The organism is Algibacter sp. 2305UL17-15 (genome assembly GCF_040720935.1).
In the GTDB taxonomy this organism is placed as follows: Bacteria; Bacteroidota; Bacteroidia; order Flavobacteriales; family Flavobacteriaceae; genus Jejuia.
This window is the reverse complement of sequence record NZ_JBFDAE010000003.1, coordinates 140,602-162,797: the sequence shown is the minus strand read 5'-3', so window position 1 is coordinate 162,797 and position 22,196 is coordinate 140,602. Positions and strand designations below refer to the sequence as shown.

General features: G+C 33.8%; 24 protein-coding genes. 5 read left to right on the top strand and 19 right to left on the bottom strand.

The features are described 5' to 3' along the window. Positions 1-33: 33 nt before the first annotated feature. Entirely contained in the window at positions 34-375 is a 342-nt protein-coding gene (locus tag ABXQ82_RS04340) for a P-II family nitrogen regulator (protein ID WP_367055403.1), read from the top strand. An 82-nt stretch (positions 376-457) separates the two neighbouring features. On the opposite strand, the gene rimO is transcribed toward ABXQ82_RS04340, so the two are convergent. Then, positions 458-1,762 carry a 30S ribosomal protein S12 methylthiotransferase RimO gene (rimO, locus tag ABXQ82_RS04335; RefSeq protein WP_367055400.1) on the bottom strand — a complete coding sequence of 435 codons (1,305 nt, stop codon included), beginning with the start codon at positions 1,760-1,762 and terminating at the stop codon, positions 458-460. 137 nt (positions 1,763-1,899) lie between these two features. Here rimO and ABXQ82_RS04330 point away from each other — a divergent pair, with 137 nt between their 5' ends. Then, positions 1,900-2,985, top strand: a complete 1,086-nt coding sequence (locus ABXQ82_RS04330; RefSeq protein ID WP_367055397.1) for a serine hydrolase — start codon at positions 1,900-1,902, stop codon at positions 2,983-2,985. Here ABXQ82_RS04330 and ABXQ82_RS04325 read toward each other — a convergent pair. The 11 genes from ABXQ82_RS04325 to ABXQ82_RS04275 all read right to left on the bottom strand — a co-directional run bounded on the left by ABXQ82_RS04325 (position 2,982) and on the right by ABXQ82_RS04275 (position 9,284). Beyond that, positions 2,982-3,410, bottom strand: coding sequence for an SRPBCC domain-containing protein (locus ABXQ82_RS04325; protein WP_367055394.1), 429 nt, complete (start codon positions 3,408-3,410; stop codon positions 2,982-2,984). The genes ABXQ82_RS04330 and ABXQ82_RS04325 overlap by 4 nt on opposite strands. Before the next feature lie 256 nt (positions 3,411-3,666). Then, entirely contained in the window at positions 3,667-4,080 is a 414-nt protein-coding gene (locus tag ABXQ82_RS04320; protein ID WP_367055391.1) for a zeta toxin family protein, read from the bottom strand. Beyond that, on the bottom strand, positions 4,081-4,248 hold the full coding sequence (locus ABXQ82_RS04315) for a hypothetical protein (RefSeq protein WP_367055388.1): 168 nt from the start codon (positions 4,246-4,248) through the stop codon (positions 4,081-4,083). It abuts the gene before it with no gap. 123 nt (positions 4,249-4,371) lie between these two features. Continuing rightward, positions 4,372-5,325, bottom strand: a complete 954-nt coding sequence (gene ftsY / locus ABXQ82_RS04310; RefSeq protein WP_367055385.1) for a signal recognition particle-docking protein FtsY — start codon at positions 5,323-5,325, stop codon at positions 4,372-4,374. A gap of 393 nt (positions 5,326-5,718) precedes the next feature. Beyond that, the gene (locus tag ABXQ82_RS04305; RefSeq protein WP_367055382.1) at positions 5,719-5,871 is read right to left on the bottom strand and encodes a DUF4295 domain-containing protein; all 153 of its coding nucleotides are present in this window, start codon (positions 5,869-5,871) and stop codon (positions 5,719-5,721) included. Between the two features lie 39 nt (positions 5,872-5,910). Then, positions 5,911-6,093 carry a 50S ribosomal protein L33 gene (gene rpmG, locus ABXQ82_RS04300; RefSeq protein WP_367055379.1) on the bottom strand — a complete coding sequence of 61 codons (183 nt, stop codon included), beginning with the start codon at positions 6,091-6,093 and terminating at the stop codon, positions 5,911-5,913. A gap of 58 nt (positions 6,094-6,151) precedes the next feature. Continuing rightward, on the bottom strand, positions 6,152-6,388 hold the full coding sequence (gene rpmB, locus ABXQ82_RS04295; protein WP_367055376.1) for a 50S ribosomal protein L28: 237 nt from the start codon (positions 6,386-6,388) through the stop codon (positions 6,152-6,154). Between the two features lie 82 nt (positions 6,389-6,470). Further along, positions 6,471-7,721, bottom strand: coding sequence for a competence/damage-inducible protein A (locus ABXQ82_RS04290; RefSeq protein ID WP_367055373.1), 1,251 nt, complete (start codon positions 7,719-7,721; stop codon positions 6,471-6,473). Continuing rightward, complete coding sequence (locus tag ABXQ82_RS04285; RefSeq protein ID WP_367055370.1) at positions 7,721-8,062, bottom strand: Hpt domain-containing protein; 342 nt, start codon at positions 8,060-8,062, stop codon at positions 7,721-7,723. The genes ABXQ82_RS04290 and ABXQ82_RS04285 overlap by 1 nt, the downstream gene beginning before the upstream one ends. Continuing rightward, complete coding sequence (locus ABXQ82_RS04280; protein ID WP_367055367.1) at positions 8,063-8,674, bottom strand: fumarylacetoacetate hydrolase family protein; 612 nt, start codon at positions 8,672-8,674, stop codon at positions 8,063-8,065. A 115-nt stretch (positions 8,675-8,789) separates the two neighbouring features. Then, entirely contained in the window at positions 8,790-9,284 is a 495-nt protein-coding gene (locus ABXQ82_RS04275; RefSeq protein ID WP_367055364.1) for a YkgJ family cysteine cluster protein, read from the bottom strand. 119 nt (positions 9,285-9,403) lie between these two features. Here ABXQ82_RS04275 and ABXQ82_RS04270 point away from each other — a divergent pair, with 119 nt between their 5' ends. Further along, entirely contained in the window at positions 9,404-10,105 is a 702-nt protein-coding gene (locus tag ABXQ82_RS04270) for a class I SAM-dependent methyltransferase (RefSeq protein WP_367055361.1), read from the top strand. A gap of 282 nt (positions 10,106-10,387) precedes the next feature. On the opposite strand, the gene ABXQ82_RS04265 is transcribed toward ABXQ82_RS04270, so the two are convergent. Continuing rightward, positions 10,388-12,118 carry a TonB-dependent receptor gene (locus tag ABXQ82_RS04265; protein ID WP_367055358.1) on the bottom strand — a complete coding sequence of 577 codons (1,731 nt, stop codon included), beginning with the start codon at positions 12,116-12,118 and terminating at the stop codon, positions 10,388-10,390. Between the two features lie 80 nt (positions 12,119-12,198). Continuing rightward, a complete protein-coding gene (locus ABXQ82_RS04260) occupies positions 12,199-15,219 on the bottom strand; it encodes a tetratricopeptide repeat protein (RefSeq protein WP_367055355.1) in 3,021 nt (1,006 codons plus the stop codon). A 316-nt stretch (positions 15,220-15,535) separates the two neighbouring features. On the opposite strand from ABXQ82_RS04260, the gene ABXQ82_RS04255 reads away from it, so the two are divergent. After that, positions 15,536-16,219, top strand: coding sequence for an ATP-binding cassette domain-containing protein (locus ABXQ82_RS04255; RefSeq protein ID WP_367055352.1), 684 nt, complete (start codon positions 15,536-15,538; stop codon positions 16,217-16,219). Here the strand turns inward: ABXQ82_RS04255 and ABXQ82_RS04250 are convergent. Beyond that, on the bottom strand, positions 16,216-17,307 hold the full coding sequence (locus tag ABXQ82_RS04250) for a glycosyltransferase (protein WP_367055349.1): 1,092 nt from the start codon (positions 17,305-17,307) through the stop codon (positions 16,216-16,218). The two genes, ABXQ82_RS04255 and ABXQ82_RS04250, sit on opposite strands and share 4 nt — an antisense overlap. Before the next feature lie 187 nt (positions 17,308-17,494). On the opposite strand from ABXQ82_RS04250, the gene ABXQ82_RS04245 reads away from it, so the two are divergent. Then, positions 17,495-18,424, top strand: coding sequence for a glycosyltransferase family 2 protein (locus ABXQ82_RS04245; RefSeq protein WP_367055346.1), 930 nt, complete (start codon positions 17,495-17,497; stop codon positions 18,422-18,424). Between the two features lies 1 nt (position 18,425). Here the strand turns inward: ABXQ82_RS04245 and ABXQ82_RS04240 are convergent, their stop codons facing one another. Genes ABXQ82_RS04240 through ABXQ82_RS04225 form a run of 4 tightly spaced genes read right to left on the bottom strand, consistent with a single transcriptional unit; the run spans position 18,426 to position 22,186 of the window. Continuing rightward, on the bottom strand, positions 18,426-18,833 hold the full coding sequence (locus tag ABXQ82_RS04240; RefSeq protein ID WP_367055343.1) for an FdtA/QdtA family cupin domain-containing protein: 408 nt from the start codon (positions 18,831-18,833) through the stop codon (positions 18,426-18,428). Next, positions 18,823-20,115 carry an O-antigen translocase gene (locus ABXQ82_RS04235; protein WP_367055340.1) on the bottom strand — a complete coding sequence of 431 codons (1,293 nt, stop codon included), beginning with the start codon at positions 20,113-20,115 and terminating at the stop codon, positions 18,823-18,825. The genes ABXQ82_RS04240 and ABXQ82_RS04235 overlap by 11 nt, the downstream gene beginning before the upstream one ends. Then, positions 20,115-21,215, bottom strand: a complete 1,101-nt coding sequence (locus tag ABXQ82_RS04230) for a DegT/DnrJ/EryC1/StrS family aminotransferase (RefSeq protein ID WP_367055337.1) — start codon at positions 21,213-21,215, stop codon at positions 20,115-20,117. The genes ABXQ82_RS04235 and ABXQ82_RS04230 overlap by 1 nt, the downstream gene beginning before the upstream one ends. Beyond that, positions 21,212-22,186: a GNAT family N-acetyltransferase gene (locus ABXQ82_RS04225; RefSeq protein WP_367055334.1), complete on the bottom strand. Its 975-nt coding sequence runs from the start codon at positions 22,184-22,186 to the stop codon at positions 21,212-21,214. The genes ABXQ82_RS04230 and ABXQ82_RS04225 overlap by 4 nt, the downstream gene beginning before the upstream one ends. Positions 22,187-22,196: the final 10 nt, after the last annotated feature.

Below are 22,196 nucleotides of genomic sequence, written 5' to 3'. Positions count from 1 at the left end.
ATATATAGAAGAAAAACATAAAACATATTAGACATGAAAAAAGTAGAAGCCATCATAAGACCCTCAAAATTAAAAGCTGTTCAAAAAGGATTAAAAGAAGCCGAAATACCTTGTATTACCGTACTTCCTGTAAAAGGAACAGGTTTACAAAAAAGTTACTCTGAACGCTATAGAGGTACGGAACAATCCATGATTTTACAAACACGCATCATGATTATGTGCATTGTAAGCGATTCTAACTTAGAAAAATGTATCGATGTTATTTTAGACAATGCATCAGAAGGTCAAGTAGGAGATGGAAAAATATTTGTTTATCCCGTAGAAGAAGCCATAAGAATCAGAACTCGAACTCGAGGAAAAGAGGCTATTTTATAGGTTTCCACTAATAAATAGAATATTAAAAAGGCAGGCTTCTCAATGAAACCTGCCTTTTTATTTATGAAATAATTTTTAAAAACTATTGAACAACCTCTCCATAGAGATCAAAATCTTCTGCTTCAACAATTTTTATGGTTGCAAATTCCCCGGTTTTTAAATATGTTTTAGTAGCATCGATTAAAACTTCATTATCAACATCTGGGGAATCATATTCAGTTCTTCCAACAAAATAGTTGCCTTCCTTTCTATCAATAATAACGTTAAACTCTTTTCCTATTTTAGCCTGATTCAATTCCCATGAAATCTGGGATTGAATTTCCATAATTTGGTTAGCCCTGTCAATTTTAATAGCTTCGGGAACATCATCTTCCAAATTATACGCATGGGTATTTTCTTCATGCGAATAGGTAAAACAACCTAAACGCTCAAAGCGCATGTCTGTAACCCATTGTTTTAATTCTTGAAAATTTTCTTCAGTTTCACCAGGATAACCAACTATCAACGTGGTACGAATTGTCATATCCGGAACTTTCGCTCTAAATTCATGAAGCAACTTAGTTGTTTTCTCTTTAGTTGTACCACGGCGCATACTTTTCAAAATTGAATCTGAAATATGCTGTAATGGAATATCCAAATAATTGCAAACTTTAGGTTCACGGTTCATCACATCCAAAACATCCATCGGAAAACCTGTCGGAAATGCATAATGCAAACGAATCCACTCAACCCCTTCAACTTTAACTAAAGCCTCAAGCAATTCTGCCAAATTTCGTTTTTTATATAAATCTAGTCCGTAATAGGTTAAATCCTGAGCAATCAAAATTAATTCCTTAACACCGTTTGCTGCTAACTTTTCAGCTTCGATAACAATGTCTTCAATAGGTGTACTCCTATGTTTCCCACGCATTATAGGAATGGCACAAAATGAACATGGTCTGTCGCAACCTTCAGCTATTTTTAAATAGGCGTAATTTTTAGGCGTGGTCGTTAAACGTTCGCCTATTAATTCATGCTTATAATCTGCTCCCAAAGCCTTTAATAATCCCGGTAATTCTGTGGTTCCAAAATATTGGTCAACATTGGGTATTTCTTTTTGTAAATCTGGTTTATAGCGTTCGCTTAAACAGCCTGTAACAAAAACCTTATCGACATCTCCAGCTTCTTTCTTTTGCATAAATTCCAAAATGGTATTGACACTTTCTTCTTTGGCGTTATTTATAAATCCGCAGGTATTAATCACAACGATATTGCCTTCTTCCTCATGCACTACTTCCTTTCCGCTGGCTTTTAACTGCCCCATAAGAATTTCACTATCATAAACATTCTTGCTACAACCTAATGTAACTACGTTTATTCTATTTTTTTTGAGTGATTTTGTGCGCATAGTATTTGTAAATCAGGGCGCAAAGATACGCAATGATTTATGATTAACGAATGTTGCATAACGATTAACGATTGCGGATTTTGAGTATCATTAAACCTTTTCTATATTAGAGAGTCCAAAATTGAAAAACCCATCTTATGAAAAAGCTGCCTTATTTTATTTTTATTGCTGTTATATCCTTTTATAATTGTTCTTCAAATAATGATACTACCGAGATAATTCCTGATGCTGACGCGCTATATTTTCCGCCCAATAATTCTGATACATGGGAAACGTCAACCGTTGCTGAGTTAGGATGGAATGCATCTGAGATACAGCCACTTTTAAGTTATGTAGAAAGCAAAGGCACAAAAGCTTTTTTGATTTTAAAAAACGGTAAAATGGTTTTGGAATGGTACGGAAATGGCACCGATGCAGACTCAAACTTACCATGGAATTCTGCCGCTAAAACCCTCGTTGCTTTTACTACTGGAATTGCTCAAAAAGAAGGTTATTTAAACATCAATGAACCTTCAAACAAATATTTGGGTAAGGGCTGGACTAATTTAACAACACAGCAAGAAGATAATATTAAAATTTGGAACCATCTAACCATGACAACTGGTTTGGACTATACGGTAACTAATAATAACTGCTCAGACCCTGAATGTCTTATTTACAAAGGTGAACCGGGCAGTTTTTGGTATTACCATAATGCCACTTACACTACAATCCATAATATTGTTGCGGGAGCAGTAGGTAACGATTTTGATAGCTTTTTTAATGCTAAACTGAAAAACAAAATTGGAATGCAAGGTTCTTGGATTCCTTTTGGGTATTTTAAATTGTATTTCAGCAATGCAAGAAGTATGGCGAGATTCGGATTACTTAATCTGAACAAAGGCGTTTGGAATGATACTGCTATTTTAGATGATAGTGATTATTTTAATGCGATGACAAATACGTCTCAAAACCATAATAGAGCTTATGGTTATTTATGGTGGCTTAACGGAAAGGATAGTTATAGAGGCCCAGGATTAACCCAAGAATTTCAAGGCAAATTGATAGAAAACGCTCCCGATGATTTAATTGCAGGATTGGGAAAGAATGATCAAAAAATGTATGTGGTTCCAAGTCAAAAGTTAGTTATCATAAGAATGGGCGATGATGCTGGAGAATCCTTACTTGGCCCTAGTAGTTTTGATAATGAACTTTGGGCAGAGATTAATAAGTTGATTGATTAGTTTCTTTTTTCAAACGGAATAACAACTCCTTTTTCTAAATAGTTTTTCAGTCCATTTAATAGCATTGCCCAACAGAAAGACGAATGTTTAAAATGATGATTTTCTCTTGGCCAGTTGACATGACTAAATTTAACCAAAGTACCATTTTCATTTTCTTCCAAATCAAACCCGAAAGTTGTGGAGTTCCAATCTGCATCAGATTCTGTCATTTTAAAATGAATTGATGAATTGGGTTCTATAGCTGAAACTTTGCAATACCAATCATATTCATCCGTAAAATTCAAATTGTATGCTGCTCCCAATTTAGGTTTTCCTGAACTTTTTAATGTCCACCAATTATCCAAATGCTCAGGTAAAGAAACAGCTTCAAATACTTTTTCGGGCGATACTTTTATAACTAGATTATGATAGATATTGTAACTCATTTTTATATAATTGGTTTATTTTTCCACTTAGCACAGGCAACACTTATTTTTTTCAAATAGCTCATAATAGTGGACTGAGGAAATTTTTCCGAACAATATAAAATCTCTCCTCTTTTTGCTATAAGCAGGATATCAATTCTTAAATCGTTCTCTTCGTTTATAAAATCCACGCTATTATCGAAAATAATTAATTGATTCCAGTCGTAAAACGATTCATCTAAGTTTTCAAGACTCTTTTCAAAATTATATTTAATGCTTACATAATCAACATCATGCCCCCATTTTTTACCCTTGTCCTTACGCGCTCTTTACACCTTTTAACACTTGGCATGTAAAAAAAATTTAAGTTTAAATTATAGTTAGCCGCCTCAAATAATGCTACCGGTTTTATTTGTGACATCCGCAAGTTACTTTCATAAGCAAAATCTTGATTTTCTGCAATTGCCTCTTCGCAACTTTTTATGAAAAATTGATGTTTGATTTTAGAAATTTGCGCATTATAATTGTAGACATTACCACTAAGCTTATTATAAACATTAACGTCTATAAAGTCTAAGTTTACTGGTTTTGTGGTTATAATACCTTGCTCTATTAAGTAATCTGAAAAGTATGTTTTTCCAGATCCATTAGGACCTGCAATTAAGGAAAGTGTTGGAGTGTTAACTGCCAATTATAAAAATAATTCTTTTAATTTAGCTTCGGTATCAGTAGATTCGAGATACTCTTTTTTAATATCCTCATAAGTAGGATATTTTTTTCTAAACTTAAAATAATAATCGCTGGCACCTTCTAGCTCAAAAGTACCGTTCTTTAGAAGTTCTAAAACTTTATCTGACATTATTTAATAGTTAAGTTTAATAAGAATATGACCCAAATATACAAATTAATTATATAAGCATAATTTGAGGCAAATTATTTTAATATACTATAACAATAATTGTTCCTTATTCAACTTTTCGGATTACTTAAAAAAAGAATCCACAAACTCATACTTATTAAACACCTGCAAATCGTCAATGCCTTCCCCTACTCCAATATATTTTACAGGAATTTGAAATTGATCTGAAATACCAATAACAACACCACCTTTTGCTGTACCATCTAATTTAGTTACTGCTAACGATGTTACTTCCGTAGCTGCTGTAAATTGTTTGGCTTGCTCGAATGCGTTTTGTCCTGTGGAGCCATCCAGAACCAATAACACATCATGCGGGGCATCGTCAACCACTTTTTGCATCACGCGTTTTACTTTGGTCAACTCGTTCATAAGATTTACCTTATTGTGTAAACGTCCTGCGGTATCAATAATAATAACATCGGCATCTTGATTAACACCAGATTCTAAAGCATCGAAAGCCACGGATGCTGGATCGCTACCCATTTCTTGACGAATCATTGGCACATCTACTCGATCTGCCCAAACTTGCAATTGGTCTATTGCGGCTGCTCTAAATGTATCTGCAGCTCCTAAAACCACGTTTAAACCTTGCTTTTTAAACTGACTTGCCAATTTACCAATTGTTGTTGTTTTTCCAACGCCGTTTACACCCACCACCATTATTACATAAGGTTTTTTGTTTTCTGGAATTGTAAATTCGGTCTCTTCGCCAGAGTTTGTTTCAGATAACAAGCCAGCTATTTCCTCTCGAAGAATTTGGTTTAACTCGTCTGTTCCTAAATATTTATCTTTTGAAACACGTTCTTCTATACGCTCAATTATTTTAAGTGTGGTGTTTACACCAACATCGCTGGTTACAAGAACCTCCTCTAGATTATCAAGAACCTCGTCATCTACTTTTGATTTTCCTGCTACGGCTTTACTTAACTTGCCAAAGAAACTGGATTTGGATTTTTCCAATCCTTTATCTAATGTTTCCTTTTTTTCTGAGGAGAATATTTTTTTGAAAAAACTCATTTAAAAATGTTTATACGTTTATGAGTTTAAAAGTTTAAAGCTTTACGACTCGTTTTATTAGGTTGATTACTATAATTCACAAATGAACAGCAACTATATTTTAATTACTGCCAATTGCGGATTGGTGCGTTAGGCCTGCCTACCGGCAGGCGCCCAAATACTTGATAACAAATTCCTTGCCCAAAAGCGAAACATGAAATAGTGTCATTAAAATTTGAGTTGCAAAGATACTCAAAGCAGGCAAAAGTTAATGTATGCTAAAAAGAAATCCCGCTGAAAAAGCGGGATTAATTCGATTTCGAAACCTTGAATAAAAATTCAACGTTTCTATCTCATTAAAAAAGCTGCTCTCTTAAAAGAAAGCAGCTTTATATATTGTAAAAAATAAACGTTTTATTTCTTGTTTAAGAAATCGTTTACTAATTCTGGACTCATTACTGATTCTACAAACATGTAAGCACCTGTTTTAGGAGACTTAACCATTTTTATTGCTTTGGTTAATCTTTTAGATCCTGTTTGTAACGATGCAACTGATTTTTTTGCCATGGCTTTTTACTTTATGAGCTTTACGTTGGTAAAACCTTATTACTTAATTTCTTTGTGAACTGTCATACGCTTTAAGATAGGGTTAAATTTCTTTAACTCCATTCTGTCTGGTGTATTCTTTTTATTTTTTGTAGTAATGTATCTTGAAGTTCCTGGTTTTCCAGACTCTTTATGCTCTGTACATTCTAAAATTACCTGTATTCTATTACCTCTCTTTGCCATATTTACTATTTTTTTTCATTTCCGCGAAGGCGGAAATCTAATCCTATCTTTACAGCTATTATTTTAAAAATCCTTTAGACTTAGCTTCTTTAATAGCAGCCGAAATCCCTATTTTGTTGATTGTTTTTAAAGCAGAAGTAGAGACTTTTAAAGTTATCCACTTATCTTCTTCTGGAATGTAAAAACGCTTCTTTAATAAATTTGCATGAAATTTGCGTTTAGTTTTATTCATTGCATGAGACACGTTGTTCCCAACCATTGCCTTCTTTCCTGTAAGTTCACAAACTCTTGACATTCTTCTTTAACTTTAAATTTGTTGTTGCTTAAAAACGAGGTGCAAATATACTAAAACTTTGAATTATGACAATTAAAATAAATCAATTTTTTAAAATTTCTTTTTCGAGCATTTCTAGCGCTTTGTGAACTGCTTTTTTGATGACGCGTTTACGTGCCGTACCTAACATAAATTGTTCTGAAACTACAGCATTTTTTGTAGCAATAGCGATGTAAACCGTCCCAACCTCTGCATCGGAGTCTCCTTTTGTTGGCCCTGCATTTCCAGTTGTTGCAACACCATAATCTGACTTGAATAATTTGCGAACTTGTTGCGCCATGGCCTCCGCAACTTGAGCACTCACTACCGAATGTGCTGCAATAAGTGTCTCGGGAACACCTAAAACATTTATTTTAGACTGGGTTGCATACGTTATAACGCCTCCATTAAAGTATGCAGATGCTCCTGAATTTTGAGTAAATTGTTCTGCAATAGTTCCTCCTGTACAACTTTCAGCTACTGCCAAAGTTTTTCCAGATTCGGTCAATCGTTTTGCTATTATTAATTCAAGTGGCTGCACTTTATCTTCAAAACCAACAAAAACATCTTCAATTATTGGCAGCACTTTTTTAATTTGATTTTCTACACCACTTTTAACTGTTTCTGCATTAAACCCTTTTGAAGATAAGCGCAACCTTACACTTCCAAAATTAGGCAAATATGCCAACTTAATGGTTTCTGGAAGCGCATCTTCCCAATCCTCAATGCGTTTAGCCAAGGTACTTTCGCCTAAACCGTAGGTTAAAAGTGTTTTATGATAAATAAACGGACATTCGTGTTTTTCCTTTATTCTCGGGATGACTTTGTTTACTACGAGCTGTTTCATTTCGAATGGCACTCCGGGAAGTGACACAAACGTTTTCTCTCCTTTTTCCAACCACATGCCTGGAGCAGTTCCAAATTCATTCATTAAGACAGTAGCTTTAGAAGGTATTAAAGCTTGGTCTTTATTGATTTGAAGTAATGTTTTTCGTGCATATTTTTTCCAGATATCCTCAATATTATTTAATACTGAAGCATCTCTAATTAATGTGTCATTAAAATATTCAGCAATGGTCTTTTTGGTAATATCGTCTTTTGTGGGCCCTAATCCGCCAGTTATGATTATGATATCCACACGACTTTCAGCATCTCTAAAAGCCTGTAAAATATGAGATTTATCATCCTGAACAGAAGTGATTTGGTATATAGAAACACCTATTTTGTTAAACTCCTCGGCAATAAAGGCAGAGTTGGTGTCAATAACCTGACCAATAAGCAGCTCGTCGCCAATAGTTATAATTTCTGCGAGCATTACAGACCAAAATCAGACTTAATTTCAGCTATAGTATTCTCAACAGCTGTAATTACAATTTCTAATTCGTTTGTAACATCAAGGTCGGTTTTTGTAAACTTTCCCCAATCCTGAATTACAATTAAATCATCAAGCACGCCCAACTCAAATAAATCTATCGTTGGTTTCATTTTGTGAGCTGCTTGGTAGCCTTCTTGATAATCTTTTTCGGCAACTGCCTTTTTTAAACGTTCTGCATCTTCCGGCACTTCCTCTAAAAAAGTTGCGGCCAACGCCATAACAAAATCCTCATCGTTATCGGCCAATTCCCGTACTCTAAATAATTTATAATGTTGTTCCATTTATTTTATTGTTATGGAAAATAGTTCCTTGTTTCCTATATACCCACTTAATTTATCATTTGCAACTACCCTGCCAACTCCAGCTGGTGTGCCTGTAAATATAATATCTCCAATCTTTAAAGTAAAATATTTTGACACATATTCTATTAATTCATCGATTTTCCACAACATGTGGCTTGTATTTCCTTTTTGTACAATTTCATCGTTCTTTTTTAAAGAAAACTCAATTTGGTTGACATCAGTCACCTCTTTTTTAGAGATCCATTGTCCTATAACAGCAGCACCATCAAATGCTTTTGCTTTTTCCCAAGGTAAGCCTTTTGCTTTTAATTGTGCTTGTAAATCTCGTGCTGTAAAATCAATTCCCAGTCCAATTTCCTCATAATATTTATGTGCAAATTTTTTATCAATATGTTTTCCAACCCGGTTAATTTTAACCAAAACCTCAACTTCATGATGCACATCATCCGAAAAATCCGGAATAAAAAAAGGTTGCCTTTTTAATAGAATTGCAGTATCAGGCTTTAAAAACACAACGGGATCTGTTGGTTTTTCGTTTTCTAATTCTTTGATGTGCTCGGTGTAATTTCTACCTATGCAAATTAATTTCATAATTTATTTTTTTTCTTTCCCTAAAGAACGTAAAGGATTAACGTTATAAAATTTCGCTTTCAATCTTTAAAACAGATATCCAAACTGCGACTATGACTGCGACTGCGACCAAAAACTACACTTTAATCCGCTGTTTCATCGCCTCCACGATATTAAAAGCAGCAGGGCAAACAGCTACATTCTTCAAGGTTAAATTTGAAATTTGTTGAAACTTTTTTCTATCGGTATGTGGAAACTCCCTGCAGGCTTTTGGCCGCACATCATAAATGGAACAGTAATTATCTGCGCCCAAAAATGTACATGGTACGCTTTGCAACACGTAATCGTTATCCTCATCAATACGCAAATATTGGTCGATAAATTGTTGTGTTTTCATTCTGAAATGTTTCGAAATTCTATCTACATCTTTATCTGTAAATAGCGGCCCCGTGGTTTTGCAACAATTGGCACATTCCAAACAATCGGTACGTTTAAACTCCTGTTCATGCAATTCTTGCATCATATAATCCAAACTTTTTGGTGGTTTCCTTTTAAGCTTCGCGAAGAATTTTTTGTTTTCGTTATGCTTATCTTTGGCGAGCTTTGGGAGATTGTTGATTGTGTCTTGCATGGCGTAAAAATAATATTTTTCGTCTTTACAAAGGAAGTATGACTGAAGTAATCTTTTCCTTAATTTGGAGGAGATTGCCGCGTCCTTCGTCCTCGCAATGACGCTCAACATTAAAATCAATGAAAGACCTTTTCGGACAAGCCTTATTAGATTACCACAATGGAAGTTACACGGAAGACATTATCACTTCTACAAGTATTTCGGATGAAGATGTGTTGCCCCTTCCCTATTTGTTTCGATGTTATAAAGACATGCCGAAACTTGAACAAAAAGCCTTAAAATTAGCCAAAGGAAAAATTCTGGATGTTGGTTGTGGCGCTGGAAATCATAGTCTGCATTTACAAGGAAAAGGATTGCAGGTTAAAGCGATTGATATTTCCACAGGCGCTATTGAAGTAGCTAAACAACGGGGTGTTTTAAATGCTGAGGTTTTGAATCTTCTGGATGAATCTGAAACCTTTGACACCATTTTATTGTTAATGAATGGCACAGGCATTTTTCAAGAATTAAATCAGGTTTCTAAATATTTGTTACACTTAAAAAGTCTGCTAAACCAAAACGGACAAATTTTAATTGATTCTTCGGATATTAAATATATGTATGAAGATGAAGATGGCGGTTTATGGATAGACACCAATGCTAATTATTATGGCGAACTCGATTATTTTTTAAGTTATAAAAGCAAAAAGGAATTGCCTATGAAATGGTTGTATTTGGATTTTGAAACTTTGAAATTGGTTTGTGAAACTGTGGGATTGAAATGTGAATTGGTTATGGTGGGAGAATATTTTGATTATTTGGCGCGGTTGATTGTAAAATAAATTTTGACACGGATTTCACAGATTTTCACAGATTTTTAATTGGTATGATCAACCTTTCGGTAAACCAGCGTTAAGGATTGAGGCATTTGTTGAAGCTCCTCGTAGAGAGCGACTGCCGAAAGCCTGACCCTTGTGGTAACGCCAAAAAGATTATTTAAGTAAATTAACAACAACAAATATTCACTTATTACTTGTTGATATTCCCGCCTTTGCGGGAATGACAAAAAACGAGACCCTGAAACAAATTTCGGGTAAGGATGAGATCCCCGCCTTCGCGAGGACTTAGAAATCAAACTTATAAGTAGCCCCAGCTAAAAACTGAATGCTTTGAACAGGCGTATTTTGCCAACGTTCATAGGCATTATTCGCAATATTATTCGCTTTTGCAAATACAGATATTTGGTCGTTAATATGATACCCTACATGTACGTTGGCATCAAAAAAGCTATCTAAGGTTTTGGTAAAAGCGGAGGTAATAGTTACACCGTCATTTAAAAAGAATTGGTCTTTACGCTCGCCTGTGTAAATCAAATTTGCGCCTGCAAACCAATGTTCGTCTATTTGGTAGTCTAAAAATAAGGAACCCTTTACGTCTGGTAAATTCCAGGCTTCAGCTTCATCATCCGAGTTATAACTAAAATATTCTGCTTTAATGCCTAAAGTAAAATTTCTATTTACATCAACATTTAGCTCGCCTGCTACTCCAAATGTTTTTACATCATCATATACGATTCCAAATGAATTTCCATAGGAATACGATTGGTCTGCCATTAATGTAATCTCATTATTTCTAAACAATGCCCTGTTTCTATCTGCTTTATACAATCCGTTTACACTATAACTCATGTTACTGGATAATTTCCCTTTTAAACCAACATAGGCATTGTACTGTTGGTCTGTTGGCGCAACAACTAAGGTTGGGGACACAAACGGGTTTTCGGAAGCAAAATCATAATATGAATTTTGGATTAAACCACCCTCAATCCCTCCGAAAGCGATTAATATATCATCTACTAATCTGTAAGACGCCGTAATATTTGGGTAGATATATATTGTATTATCTCCCGATTCCCTGTCGTTTAAATAATTGATAGATGCACCAAGATTGACCGTTAAATCATCTTGCTTCAATTGATAGGTAGATGTTACGCCGATAACAACATTGCCGTACGCTAATTCATTGGTCATGGTATAACTCCTATCAAAAGTTCCTCCTAAATAATCGAACTTAAAATCTGTTGAAATCTCCTCCCCATTCACAGGAATATCGACTTTTGCCTTGGCTACAAATCGGTTCTCGCCAGACCCTTGATTGTCGCTAAAACGTCTGAAAAAGAAACTTCCAGAATTGATATAGGTGTCTTCAAAAGTAATATCGCCTCCAAAATGCGCACTCGAAAACGCATGATCCGTATCTATACCATCAGTTTGCGCTGCCATGATTTGCGATTGTGGCACACCATACCAATTGTACATTTGATGTTGAAAGCCCCCTTCTACATTCCAAGCCAAATCCCGTAATTGAGATCCGTAATTCACATTAATCTTTGAATTTGAAAAATTATCATCAAACTGAACACCTTCAATTCCTCCTGCCGATGAATGATGACTAAAGTAACCACCCACGCTTTCGGTGCGACTAAGGGCATGATTTAAATACACTTCGCCTAAAATCGTGGTATAAGTCCCAACCCCAAGTGTGGCATAATTATCGAAAAGTTTTACAGGTTTAGCTTTTTCAACCGTAGCTGCTTTTCCTTTTGCAGGTATAAATGTGGATGCTACTGGGAAGGAAAAAATATTGTATTGAATTTCTTTTTTCTGAAGGGTTTCCTCATCTTCCGTAGCAGGCACTTCTTTTACCTTAAAAGCATCTGATATGGATGGTGTATAGGGTTTCACTACGTCTATAACCCCTGTTTTAATAGTGTCCTTTACTTTGTCTTGTGAAAAGGACAACGAAATATTACATGCAATTAGTGCTACTAGAATATATTTAACTTGCTTTCGCATAAGATTTAGATTTACAATTTTTGATTTACGATTGACGATTTATTTTTTACTGAATACTGAGACTGCGACTGAAAGCTTATTTAATCTTCTGGTAAAATTGATGAATTAGTTTTCGCTTCTTGCCGTTTGATTTTATTCAATTCTGCTTTTGCTTCATCAACAACGTCATCAAACTGTTTAAAGTTTTCAATAACACTTTCTAAAATGTAAGTGGCTTGATATGCGTCTTTTAAAGCATAAAAGTTTTTCGCCATCACAACTAAACCTTTGGCACCGTAATACTTATATCCCGAATAATCTTTTGCTAATTTTTGCGCTGATTTGTTTGAAGCCTCAAATTTTTCATCTTTATGTTTAAAATAAGCATCGTAATACAAGGCTTCGGCTGCTGTTTCGCCTGTTGCTACTTTTTCAACCTTTTTATAAGCTAATTTCGCCTTTGCTTCGTCTCCTGTTTTTATGGCAGAACGGGCAATAATAATATGTGCATCGCTTTTAATTTTATTATCAACTTTAGGACCGTTTAAAACCTTTTCAGCATAAGATACCGCACCGGTATAATCTTCTAATTGATAATAAGCCTTCATTAAATTAGATTGTGCAAACACCACATTTTGCGGAAAATTAGCTTCTTCTTCCAATCGTTTTAACAACGGAATCGCTTTATTCCAATTTTTGCTTTCTAAATGATATTGCGATAAACGCGATAAGGCTTCTTCAGTAAATTCACTTCTTGCAGCTTCAACTACAGCTTTATAATGAGGAGCGGCATTGGCGATTAAATCTTTTTTGTAATATAACTGCGCGACGTAGAAATGAGATTGCAAACTGTGCAGTCCGTTAGGGAAATTATTTAAATAGCCATTAAACTGTTTGATTGCCGCATCGGTATTGCCTTCCAGATACTGTTTCTCCGCTGCTTCGTAAGTGGCGTTGTCCAAATCGGCATCCGTTACCTCAACATAATCCAATTGTTTAACCCAAGCGGCATAGTCGTCCACACGCCCTAAATCGATATAAATTAAACGTGCTGTTGACACAGCTTGAACTGCTTCTGGTGTTCCAGGATAATTACCTGCTACTTTTTTAAATTGACCTAAAGCGGCCTCGTTTTTATTCGCATTATAGTTTATCAAACCTTGACGTAATAATGCTTTTGGCACAAAGGAACTCATTCTATATTCTGAACTCAAACGATCATACATCGCCATGGCCTCATTTACTCTATTCGCTTTTACATAGGAATTCCCTAGTTCGTACATGGCATCATCACGCAATTTTGATTTTGGATAGATATCAATAAACGTTTCCAGTTCCCTGATTTTTTTTGAAGCATTCCCTGCATATCCTGTGCTTATCGCTTTTTGAAAAAATGCATAATCAGATTCGACTTCATTTAATTTAATGGCGTTATTATAAGCATCAATGGCGTTGTTGTAATTACTTGACACAAAATAACCATCACCCAAACGCAAATAAGCATCATTCAATCTTACTTTATCATCTTTACGTTTTGAAATAAACTGCTTAAAATAATTAGATGCTTGATCGTAGTTTTTCAACTTAAAATAAGTGTAGGCTAAGTTGTAATCTAAATTTTCTTGTTCTGGCAAAGTCATGCCACTTGATTGTTGCATAAACTGCTTAAAGCCAACTAATGCATCATCATAATTTGTGAGATTATAATCGGCTTCAGCTTTCCAAAATGTGGCCCTTGCAGTAAATTTTTCGTCTCTTTGTTCTTCTAAAGATTTATCAAAAAGCGATTCTGCTTCTATATATTGATTGTCATTATACAATTCCAAACCTCTAAAAAACGCCACTTTTTGGTAGGCAACTTTATTTTCAAAACTGTTTTTCCCTTTTAGAAGATTGAGCGCTTCTTCATAATTTTTTGAAGTGATGTAAGAATCAATCAACAATGTTTCAATTTCTTCCTTATAACTCGTTTTTGGATATTTATCTAAATAACCCGCTAAAACTTGAGGCACCGACTGGTATGGATTCCCTATTTCGTAACTAATCTTCGCATAATTCAACCACGCATCTTCTTGAATTTTTAAATCGAAATCCATTTGGGATGCATTTCTAAACGCGTTTAACGCTTCCTGTTTTTTATCTAGTTTGATATAACTTTCACCTAAATGATAATAAGCATTTTGGGCAATACTATTGCTTCCGCCAATAATTTTATTGAATTCTGAAATGGCATTTTCAAAATCGCCTTGTTTATAATGCGCGTATCCTAATTGGTAAAAATCGGTATTGTTCCATTTTCCTTTTTTGCCTTTATAGGCTTGTAAATATGGAATTGCTTCATCATATTTTTCTAAATTGAAATAACTTTCACCTATAATTTTCGATAATTCTGAAACCTCTACATCATCGCTAGAACCTAATCTTTCTTTTGCCAATGCAATAGCCTTTTCAAATTTTCCGAGTTTGAAATTTAAGTCTGCTTGGTAATAAGACAACTTTTCCTTGTAGCGTTCTTTGTCGTTTACCTGCTCAAAATATTCGTTGGCTTTGTCGTAATCATCACCTTCATAAGCCATAAAACCAATGTAATATTTGGCTTGAGAACCATATTCCGGAGAATTTTCAACTTTGCTCAAATAGGTTTTAGCATCTTTATATTGTTTGGTAACAAAAGCGGTGTAGCCATTATTAAAATAAAATTTCTGACGTTCTTTTCTAGACAATGCCTTTTCATCAACCCTGTTATACCATTTTCTGGCATAAGCAAATTTTCCGTTGGTAAAATAATAATCTGCCACATCAACAAAAGCAGTATTTCGTTTTGTGCTGGTAGGATAATCATCTACAAAATCGTTGATAAGTTGATCTGCGTTTTGCTGGTTTAAGCGTACTGCACAATTGGCAATGTAATAGGTACATTCGCCTTTCAATCCTTCTTTTTTAGCAGTTTTTCTTATTTGGGAAAATAACGATTGTGATGCCTGATATTGTTGGTTATTGTAAAGACTTAACGCCTTTTGATACTCTACCAAATCGTTTGTATAAACAGCCGATTGTTGTGCTATGACTTGAAAACTGAAGCTTATTGCCACGATAAGTGACATACTATTTTTAAAGTTCATTTAGTATTTGATTTTGTTTGATGAAATTCAAAGATAAATAAAGGTTTTAGATTCCCATCTTCATGGGAAAGACAAATTCAATGGAAACCAAAATAAATTTATTTTGGAAACTATTTTCATCTATAACGCAACAATCATGCTAGAATTATAAACAGACTTCCTAAAATTCCAAAAAACAAACACTAAATTCCAAAAAAAAATAAAAATGAGAATTATAGATGAAGAATTTAATGGTGTTTGAGATTTGGATTTTGGAATTTAGTTCTTTGTACTTTGAACTATAAACTTTAAACTTGTAACCTGAAACTTATTTTCCATGTCCGAAACTATTTTACAACTTAAAGATGCGTCCATTTATCAAGGGGAAAGCTTGGTGCTTTCTAACGTGAATGTAGAAATAAACAAAGGTGAATTTGTATATTTAATTGGTAAAACCGGGACAGGTAAAAGTAGTTTTATGAAAACGCTTTATGGCGATTTACCATTAACTGAAGGCGAAGGTTTTATTGTAGATTATAATTTAAAGACTCTAAAAGAAAAAGAAATCCCCTTTTTAAGACGAAAACTGGGTGTGGTTTTTCAGGATTTCAAATTATTGATTGACAGAACGATAAATGATAATTTATTGTTCGTTTTAAAAGCCACAGGTTGGAAGGACAAAGACAAAATGAACGCTCGTGTTGAAGAGGTTTTAACCAAAGTTGGGATGAAAACCAAAGGATTCAAGTTCCCGCATGAATTGTCTGGAGGCGAACAACAACGTGTGGCAATTGCGAGAGCTTTATTGAATAATCCAGAACTTATTTTGGCGGATGAACCTACCGGAAATTTAGACCCGCAAACAAGCGTGGAGGTTATGGAGGTTTTACAGGACATTAATAAAAACGGCAACACCATACTTATGGCAACCCACGATTATGCGTTGCTGTTAAAGTATCCGAGCAAAACGTTGAAATGTGATGACAATCAGGTGTATGAGGTGGTGCAGCGGAAAGGTTAATCGCTATCAAGTAAAGCTTCCCAATGTTTTCCTATAGCTTCAAAAGACAAGTGGGCTACTGACGTTTTAGTATTCTTTTTACAATGTTTATAAAGTGCATCATTTGTTGCAAACTCATTCATAGCCTCTATAAGCTTTTCTTTATTTTGGGGAGGCACCAAAATCCCATTTTCTTTTTGAGTAATAATTTCGCTTGGTCCTGTTGGGCAATCATAAGCAACAACGGGAGTGCCACAAGCCAAAGATTCTAAAACCACCATTGGAAAACCTTCAAACTTACTGGACAAAACAAAAAATTGTGCTTCGTTCATATATTGAAATGGGTTCTTTTGAAACCCTTCAAAATGAATTTTATCTTTATGCAAAAGTGCTTCTTTGTAGGCTTCAAGAGTAGGTTGATAAGGCCCTTGACCAAGAATTACCAAATGAATGTTCTTTCCGGGAAGTACAGAATTTGAATATGCGTACATTAAATGGTCGAACTGCTTGATGTTATCATCCATTCTTCCAACGGCAATAATGAATTTAAAATCGCGTATTTTTTTGTGTTCAATTTTACTGTTTATAAAGTCAAAATCTAATGGGTTTAATATCACTTGTGTGTTGACGAGACCTACTTTATGCGCTTTTTCTTGGATTCCTTCAGAAACACAAACAATTTTTTTAGAACTGTTATATGCTTTTCGGAATCCCCCCCAGGGCTTAGGAAAATAGTTATCCATTAAAGGCAAATGGAACGTATAAATCGCACTATTAAATTTAGGCAATATAAAATAAGTAAATACAAATTCTGTTAGAAATAATCGTCTGGATCTAAAATCTATTACAACATCGAATCTCTGTTTTTTTAAGTAATTTTTAAGCTTAAAAAAACCTCTGATTTGATGAAATTTTTTAAACGGAGAATATTTTGTTATTTCGAGTGTATAATAGGTGCCGCCTACCTTAAAGTCCTTTGTAACATAAGCAGCAATAAAATGAACATTATAGCCTAATTCCTCTAAAATCAAGGACAATAGCGTTGACACTTTTTCAGCCCCTCCATTTCCTGCGGAAGGTGTTATAATTGCTATTTTTTTCGATTTCATAGTTTAAGTTTCACATTAATCAAATCTGATAGGAGTTAGTATTCACACAAAGCGCTCTACACCTTTGTTACCAACTGAAATATCAAATTTTTAGACAGATAAATACGTGAATTTTACATCCAAAAATAACTTTTTTATTTTAAGTGAACCTTTATATATTACCTATATTTATTGAATATTTATTTGTATGCCAGTTCTGTCTGTTCACCTTATTACTTTTAACAACGAAATGCACATTGAAGAAACCCTTCAATCTATTCTTAATCAAAAAGTTGATTTTGAATATGAAATTGTTGTTGGAGACGACTGTTCTTCTGATAGAACCTTAGAAATTATAACTGATTACAGCGAAAAGCATCCCGGTTTATTTAAAATTTTAAAAAATGAATCTCAACTAGGAATTCTTAAAAACTTCAAGGCTACACTCGACAGATGTACGGGAAAATATGTATTTGATATTGCTGGCGACGACCTTTTTAATACCGAACACGCACTGCAAAAAATGGTTGCTATTTTACAAAGTGATGACAGCCTAGGTTTTGTTGATTCTGGATTTGACGAATATATTGAATATGCAAACACGACCAACCGTTATAGTAACAAAACCCTTATTGAAAGCGATAAAGACGCCTATAAAAAGGCCATTTTATCGGGTGCTTTTACACCTATCGGTATTTGTTTTAACAGAGAGAAAATATATCAATATGTAGATTTTGATACGTATATTAAAATGAATGTTGGCATTGAAGATTATCCGATGTTAGTTGATTTGATAATGAATACTTCTGTTGAAACTATCAAAGAATCGCTACACATTTATCGGGTGCATAAAACCTCTTATTCACATACAAAAAAGCTAGAAGATTTAATGTTTCAGAAGCAACAGATGATGGAGTTATTTAATTATTTTACTAATAAATATAATTTCAACACCTCTTTAGTGCACAGGTATTATCAAAATCATTACAAACATTCACTTTATTTGGCAGGCTATTTTGAAGATGGGAAATTGGGAAAAAAAATGTTTTCAAAAATAAACTCAAAAAACATTAGAGATTATATTCATTATTGGGCGAGCCAAAATAAACTTTTCAGAAAACTGGTTTCTTTGTTTTAAATTAAGAATTATATGTTAAATAATCTTGAAAATCCTCAATATAATCATTTGCCTTATAAACATCAGAAGCGACAACCAAACAAACTGCCCCTGAGGAAAAATTTTCTAATTCGCGCCAAATACCGGGCGTAATCAATAAACCTTTTGAAGGATTGTTCAACGTTACTCTTTTCTCACCTACACCATCTTTTAAAATCACATCAAAACTTCCGCTTAGCGGTATTATAAATTGAGTTAACGCTTTATGCGCATGTCCTCCTCGTGTTGAGCCACTGGGAACATCAAACAAATAATACACGCGTTCCATTTTAAACGGAATAACGTCTTTCTCAACTACTGCTAAATTTCCTCTCGGATCTTTAATAATTGGTATTTCAAGAGTTTGAATGTTTTTTACGCTAGATCTCATCTGAATTTTCTTTGCTTTTAAAAGTACTTGGCAACATAAAAATAATAATGGCTAAATATAACACATATCTTATAAAATGGGCAAATACAATACCCTCTACTCCCATATGTTGCACAAAATATACTCCAAAAATATAGAATAAAACATAAGAAATAACTTCTGTTATTATAAAATGTTTCCATAAACTTTTTGCAATAAACTGATACGCCATAATTACTGCAACAATTTTTACCAAATCCCCTAATAATTGCCATTTAAACAATTTTTCCATGGGTAAAAATTCTCTTGTATATAAAAGTTGTATTACAAAATCCCTAAAAAAGTAAATACCCAGAAACATGACTAAAAAAACCGGTATTATTATTTTATAGATACTGGACAGTTCTGTTTTAAACAATTTTAGACTGTTTATTTTGGCATATTTTGGAAGTACATAAAGAGAATATACTCCCGTTAAAAATGAGAGATAATAGTTAGATAAGCTTAACATAGAGGTCCAATATCCAGCTTCTTCTATACTTAATTTTTCAATTAAATGATTTCTCAATTGCAGCTCTACTAAATTAGCTAAAACAACCGCTGCTATAGACATTGTTATAAATGACAGCAGTTTTGTTCTAAAAAATTCATGGAACCTTATTCTTAAATTAAAGAATAGTTTTATTTCCTTTTTAGCAAATAATACCAAAACCAAAATCTGAGATAAAGGCGTTAAAGTTACCGCCAAAAGCACACCGGAAAGACCATATAATACCACTAATGCAATAACAAGAAGCGTCACAATAGCATAAACAAGAAATGAAATTAAAGTTGCTTTTTTATAATTGGATTTTCCATTTATTACTGCGAAAACAAAGTTATAAAATGCAGTAAACGGCAATGCAAAGGACAGTATAAGGAACAGATAATTGTACTCTGGAGTTTGAAATAAATAGTTACTCCAAAAATCTGCGCCAAAACATAATATTATAAAAGCTAAACTAGACCCTAGAACCCCATAAGCCATCGAGGTACTGTATAGCTTTTTTAACAGATTTGGATCTTCATCAAACTCCGATTGGTATTTTAAAACACCTTGATCTACACCTGCCGTAGCTCCTAAACTGAACAAAGTAAACGCATTTCTTAAATTACCTACAAGTGCAATGCCGTTGGGCCCCAAATAAATAGCTATCAATTTTTGAGATATAAACCCTAAAAAGGTGCGAAGTATAACCCCTAGTGAATTTACCGAAAACAGTTTAATCAAAAATGCATCTTTATGTGCTCTAAGAAACTTCACTAAAAGCTATTAATTAGTGAAATTATCTGCATGATATCATTTTTTGTTAATGATGAATTTAGAGGCAAACTTAAAATTGTTTGACTTAATTTTTCCGAGATTGGTAATTTTAAATCTGAAAACTCGCTGTACGCTACTTGCTTATGGATAGGAACTGGATAATGTATCGAGGTTTCAACGCCGTTTTCATATAAATATGATTTTAATTGGTCTCGCGCCTCACATTTAATAACAAACTGATGAAACACATGTTGAGCTAAACCATCAATTTTTGGAAGTATAATTTTTTCAGAATTAATATGTTCTAAATAGATTTTAGCGAGCTCTTTTTGCTTTTGGTTTTCAGAATCCAAATGTTTCAACTTAACATTTAAAAATGCAGCCTGTAATTCATCCAGTCTGCAATTAAAACCTTTAAATTTATTTTCGTAGGAACTGTTACGTCCATAATCTCTCAACTTAGCAATGGTATCGTATAGTTTTTTATCGTTAGTAGTAATCGCACCTGCATCTCCAAAAGCACCCAAATTTTTAGTTGGATAAAAACTAAAAGCAGCAATTTCTGATAGATTACCAGCTTTTCTCCGGTCTTTAAAAACCGCTCCATGGGCTTGAGCAGCATCTTCTATTAAAACTAAATTATGATGTGCTGCAAGTTGTTCTAAACCTTTGACATCATATAATTTTCCGTATAAATGCACACCCAATATCGCTTTTGTCTTTGATGAAATTTTAGCTTCAATTTTTGAAACATCTATATTAAATGTACCGCTATCTGGGGCAACCAAAACAGGTTTTAAACCTGCATTACTTATTGCCAGAACGGATGCTATATATGTGTTTGCCGGCACGATAACCTCATCGCCTTCATGCATCAAACCCAGCGTTTTATAAGCCTCAAAAATTAAAGTTATGGCATCTAAACCATTACTTACACCCAAACAATATCTTGTGCCACAGTAATTGGCGAAAGCTTGTTCGAATTCTAAAACCTGTGATCCTAAAATATACTGACCATTCTCCAAAAAATTGCTGAATGCATTTTTTAGGTCGTTCTCATAACGTTGGTTAACAGATTTTAGGTCTAAAAATTTTATCATATGATTATATCTTCCAGTAATTCATAGTTTTCAACATCTACTTCATAAAAATCGTGGCTTACCGCAGCACCGCCAAAACCTTGTTTCCAATGTACCAAACCTAAATTTAGCTTTGTGCCCTGCATTTCGTTACTTATCCCAAAATCAAAATAAGCTTTATCTTTAAAAGTATCAGTAATTAAATGGTTTATTAAATAATCTAATGCGCCTTTTTTATCATTCTTTTTTGTAGCAATATATTGCAAATGCACAACTTTATTACTGATAAAGACAGTACATCCTGCTAATATTCCAGAGTCGTCAAAAACATTAAATTGCTTGATGTTATTTGGAAACTTTTGTTGCAACATTGTTATTTCTTCAACTGAATGTACAGGTTGCACGTTGTAAGTAGCCTTTAAATTTGGCACTAAAACTTCATTCCAAAATACCGAAAAACCGTTATCTTCTGCTATATTTAAATCAAAGGTTTTAGCCTTATTTATTTTGCGTTTTCTTAATGTTGCGTATTTAAAATCACTTTTTAAATCAATTGCTATGGACATGTCCCTGCGAGATAGTTTTGCCTGCAACAAAAAACATATATAATCTATTTCGTCGGAAGGTTTTTCAAAATATAGTCTTGGAATTTGCTTGAGAACAAGTGTTTTTATACCGTGATCCTTTAAAAATAAAAGTAGCACTTTTACGGTTTCTAAAACTGTTTCAAAATTTATAGTCTTTGAAAAAACAAGTCCGCCATAGCTTAAACCTTGATGCGAATATATTTTATTTTCAACCTTATTTGCCGGTAAAATTGAAATAAGGGTTTCACCTTTAAACATCAATAACGAAAAATCATCAAATCTATCCTGATGATATTCCATGAAATCCCTATGAAATAAAAATGTGGCATTTTTTGAGCTTGCTACAAAATCATTCCATTGATTATAAAACAAAGAAGAATATTTAATTACTTTAAAATCTTTCATTCAAGGTTCT

Coding starts and splice junctions, on each gene's coding strand:
- ABXQ82_RS04340 (WP_367055403.1), top strand. CDS start 34: ATGAAAAAAGTAGAAGCCATCATAAGACCCTCAAAATTAAAAGCTGTT.
- rimO (WP_367055400.1), bottom strand. CDS start 1,762: ATGCGCACAAAATCACTCAAAAAAAATAGAATAAACGTAGTTACATTA.
- ABXQ82_RS04330 (WP_367055397.1), top strand. CDS start 1,900: ATGAAAAAGCTGCCTTATTTTATTTTTATTGCTGTTATATCCTTTTAT.
- ABXQ82_RS04325 (WP_367055394.1), bottom strand. CDS start 3,410: ATGAGTTACAATATCTATCATAATCTAGTTATAAAAGTATCGCCCGAA.
- ABXQ82_RS04315 (WP_367055388.1), bottom strand. CDS start 4,248: ATGTCAGATAAAGTTTTAGAACTTCTAAAGAACGGTACTTTTGAGCTA.
- ftsY (WP_367055385.1), bottom strand. CDS start 5,325: ATGAGTTTTTTCAAAAAAATATTCTCCTCAGAAAAAAAGGAAACATTA.
- ABXQ82_RS04305 (WP_367055382.1), bottom strand. CDS start 5,871: ATGGCAAAAAAATCAGTTGCATCGTTACAAACAGGATCTAAAAGATTA.
- rpmG (WP_367055379.1), bottom strand. CDS start 6,093: ATGGCAAAGAGAGGTAATAGAATACAGGTAATTTTAGAATGTACAGAG.
- rpmB (WP_367055376.1), bottom strand. CDS start 6,388: ATGTCAAGAGTTTGTGAACTTACAGGAAAGAAGGCAATGGTTGGGAAC.
- ABXQ82_RS04290 (WP_367055373.1), bottom strand. CDS start 7,721: ATGCTCGCAGAAATTATAACTATTGGCGACGAGCTGCTTATTGGTCAG.
- ABXQ82_RS04285 (WP_367055370.1), bottom strand. CDS start 8,062: ATGGAACAACATTATAAATTATTTAGAGTACGGGAATTGGCCGATAAC.
- ABXQ82_RS04280 (WP_367055367.1), bottom strand. CDS start 8,674: ATGAAATTAATTTGCATAGGTAGAAATTACACCGAGCACATCAAAGAA.
- ABXQ82_RS04275 (WP_367055364.1), bottom strand. CDS start 9,284: ATGCAAGACACAATCAACAATCTCCCAAAGCTCGCCAAAGATAAGCAT.
- ABXQ82_RS04270 (WP_367055361.1), top strand. CDS start 9,404: ATGAAAGACCTTTTCGGACAAGCCTTATTAGATTACCACAATGGAAGT.
- ABXQ82_RS04265 (WP_367055358.1), bottom strand. CDS start 12,118: ATGCGAAAGCAAGTTAAATATATTCTAGTAGCACTAATTGCATGTAAT.
- ABXQ82_RS04260 (WP_367055355.1), bottom strand. CDS start 15,219: ATGAACTTTAAAAATAGTATGTCACTTATCGTGGCAATAAGCTTCAGT.
- ABXQ82_RS04255 (WP_367055352.1), top strand. CDS start 15,536: ATGTCCGAAACTATTTTACAACTTAAAGATGCGTCCATTTATCAAGGG.
- ABXQ82_RS04250 (WP_367055349.1), bottom strand. CDS start 17,307: ATGAAATCGAAAAAAATAGCAATTATAACACCTTCCGCAGGAAATGGA.
- ABXQ82_RS04245 (WP_367055346.1), top strand. CDS start 17,495: ATGCCAGTTCTGTCTGTTCACCTTATTACTTTTAACAACGAAATGCAC.
- ABXQ82_RS04240 (WP_367055343.1), bottom strand. CDS start 18,833: ATGAGATCTAGCGTAAAAAACATTCAAACTCTTGAAATACCAATTATT.
- ABXQ82_RS04230 (WP_367055337.1), bottom strand. CDS start 21,215: ATGATAAAATTTTTAGACCTAAAATCTGTTAACCAACGTTATGAGAAC.
- ABXQ82_RS04225 (WP_367055334.1), bottom strand. CDS start 22,186: ATGAAAGATTTTAAAGTAATTAAATATTCTTCTTTGTTTTATAATCAA.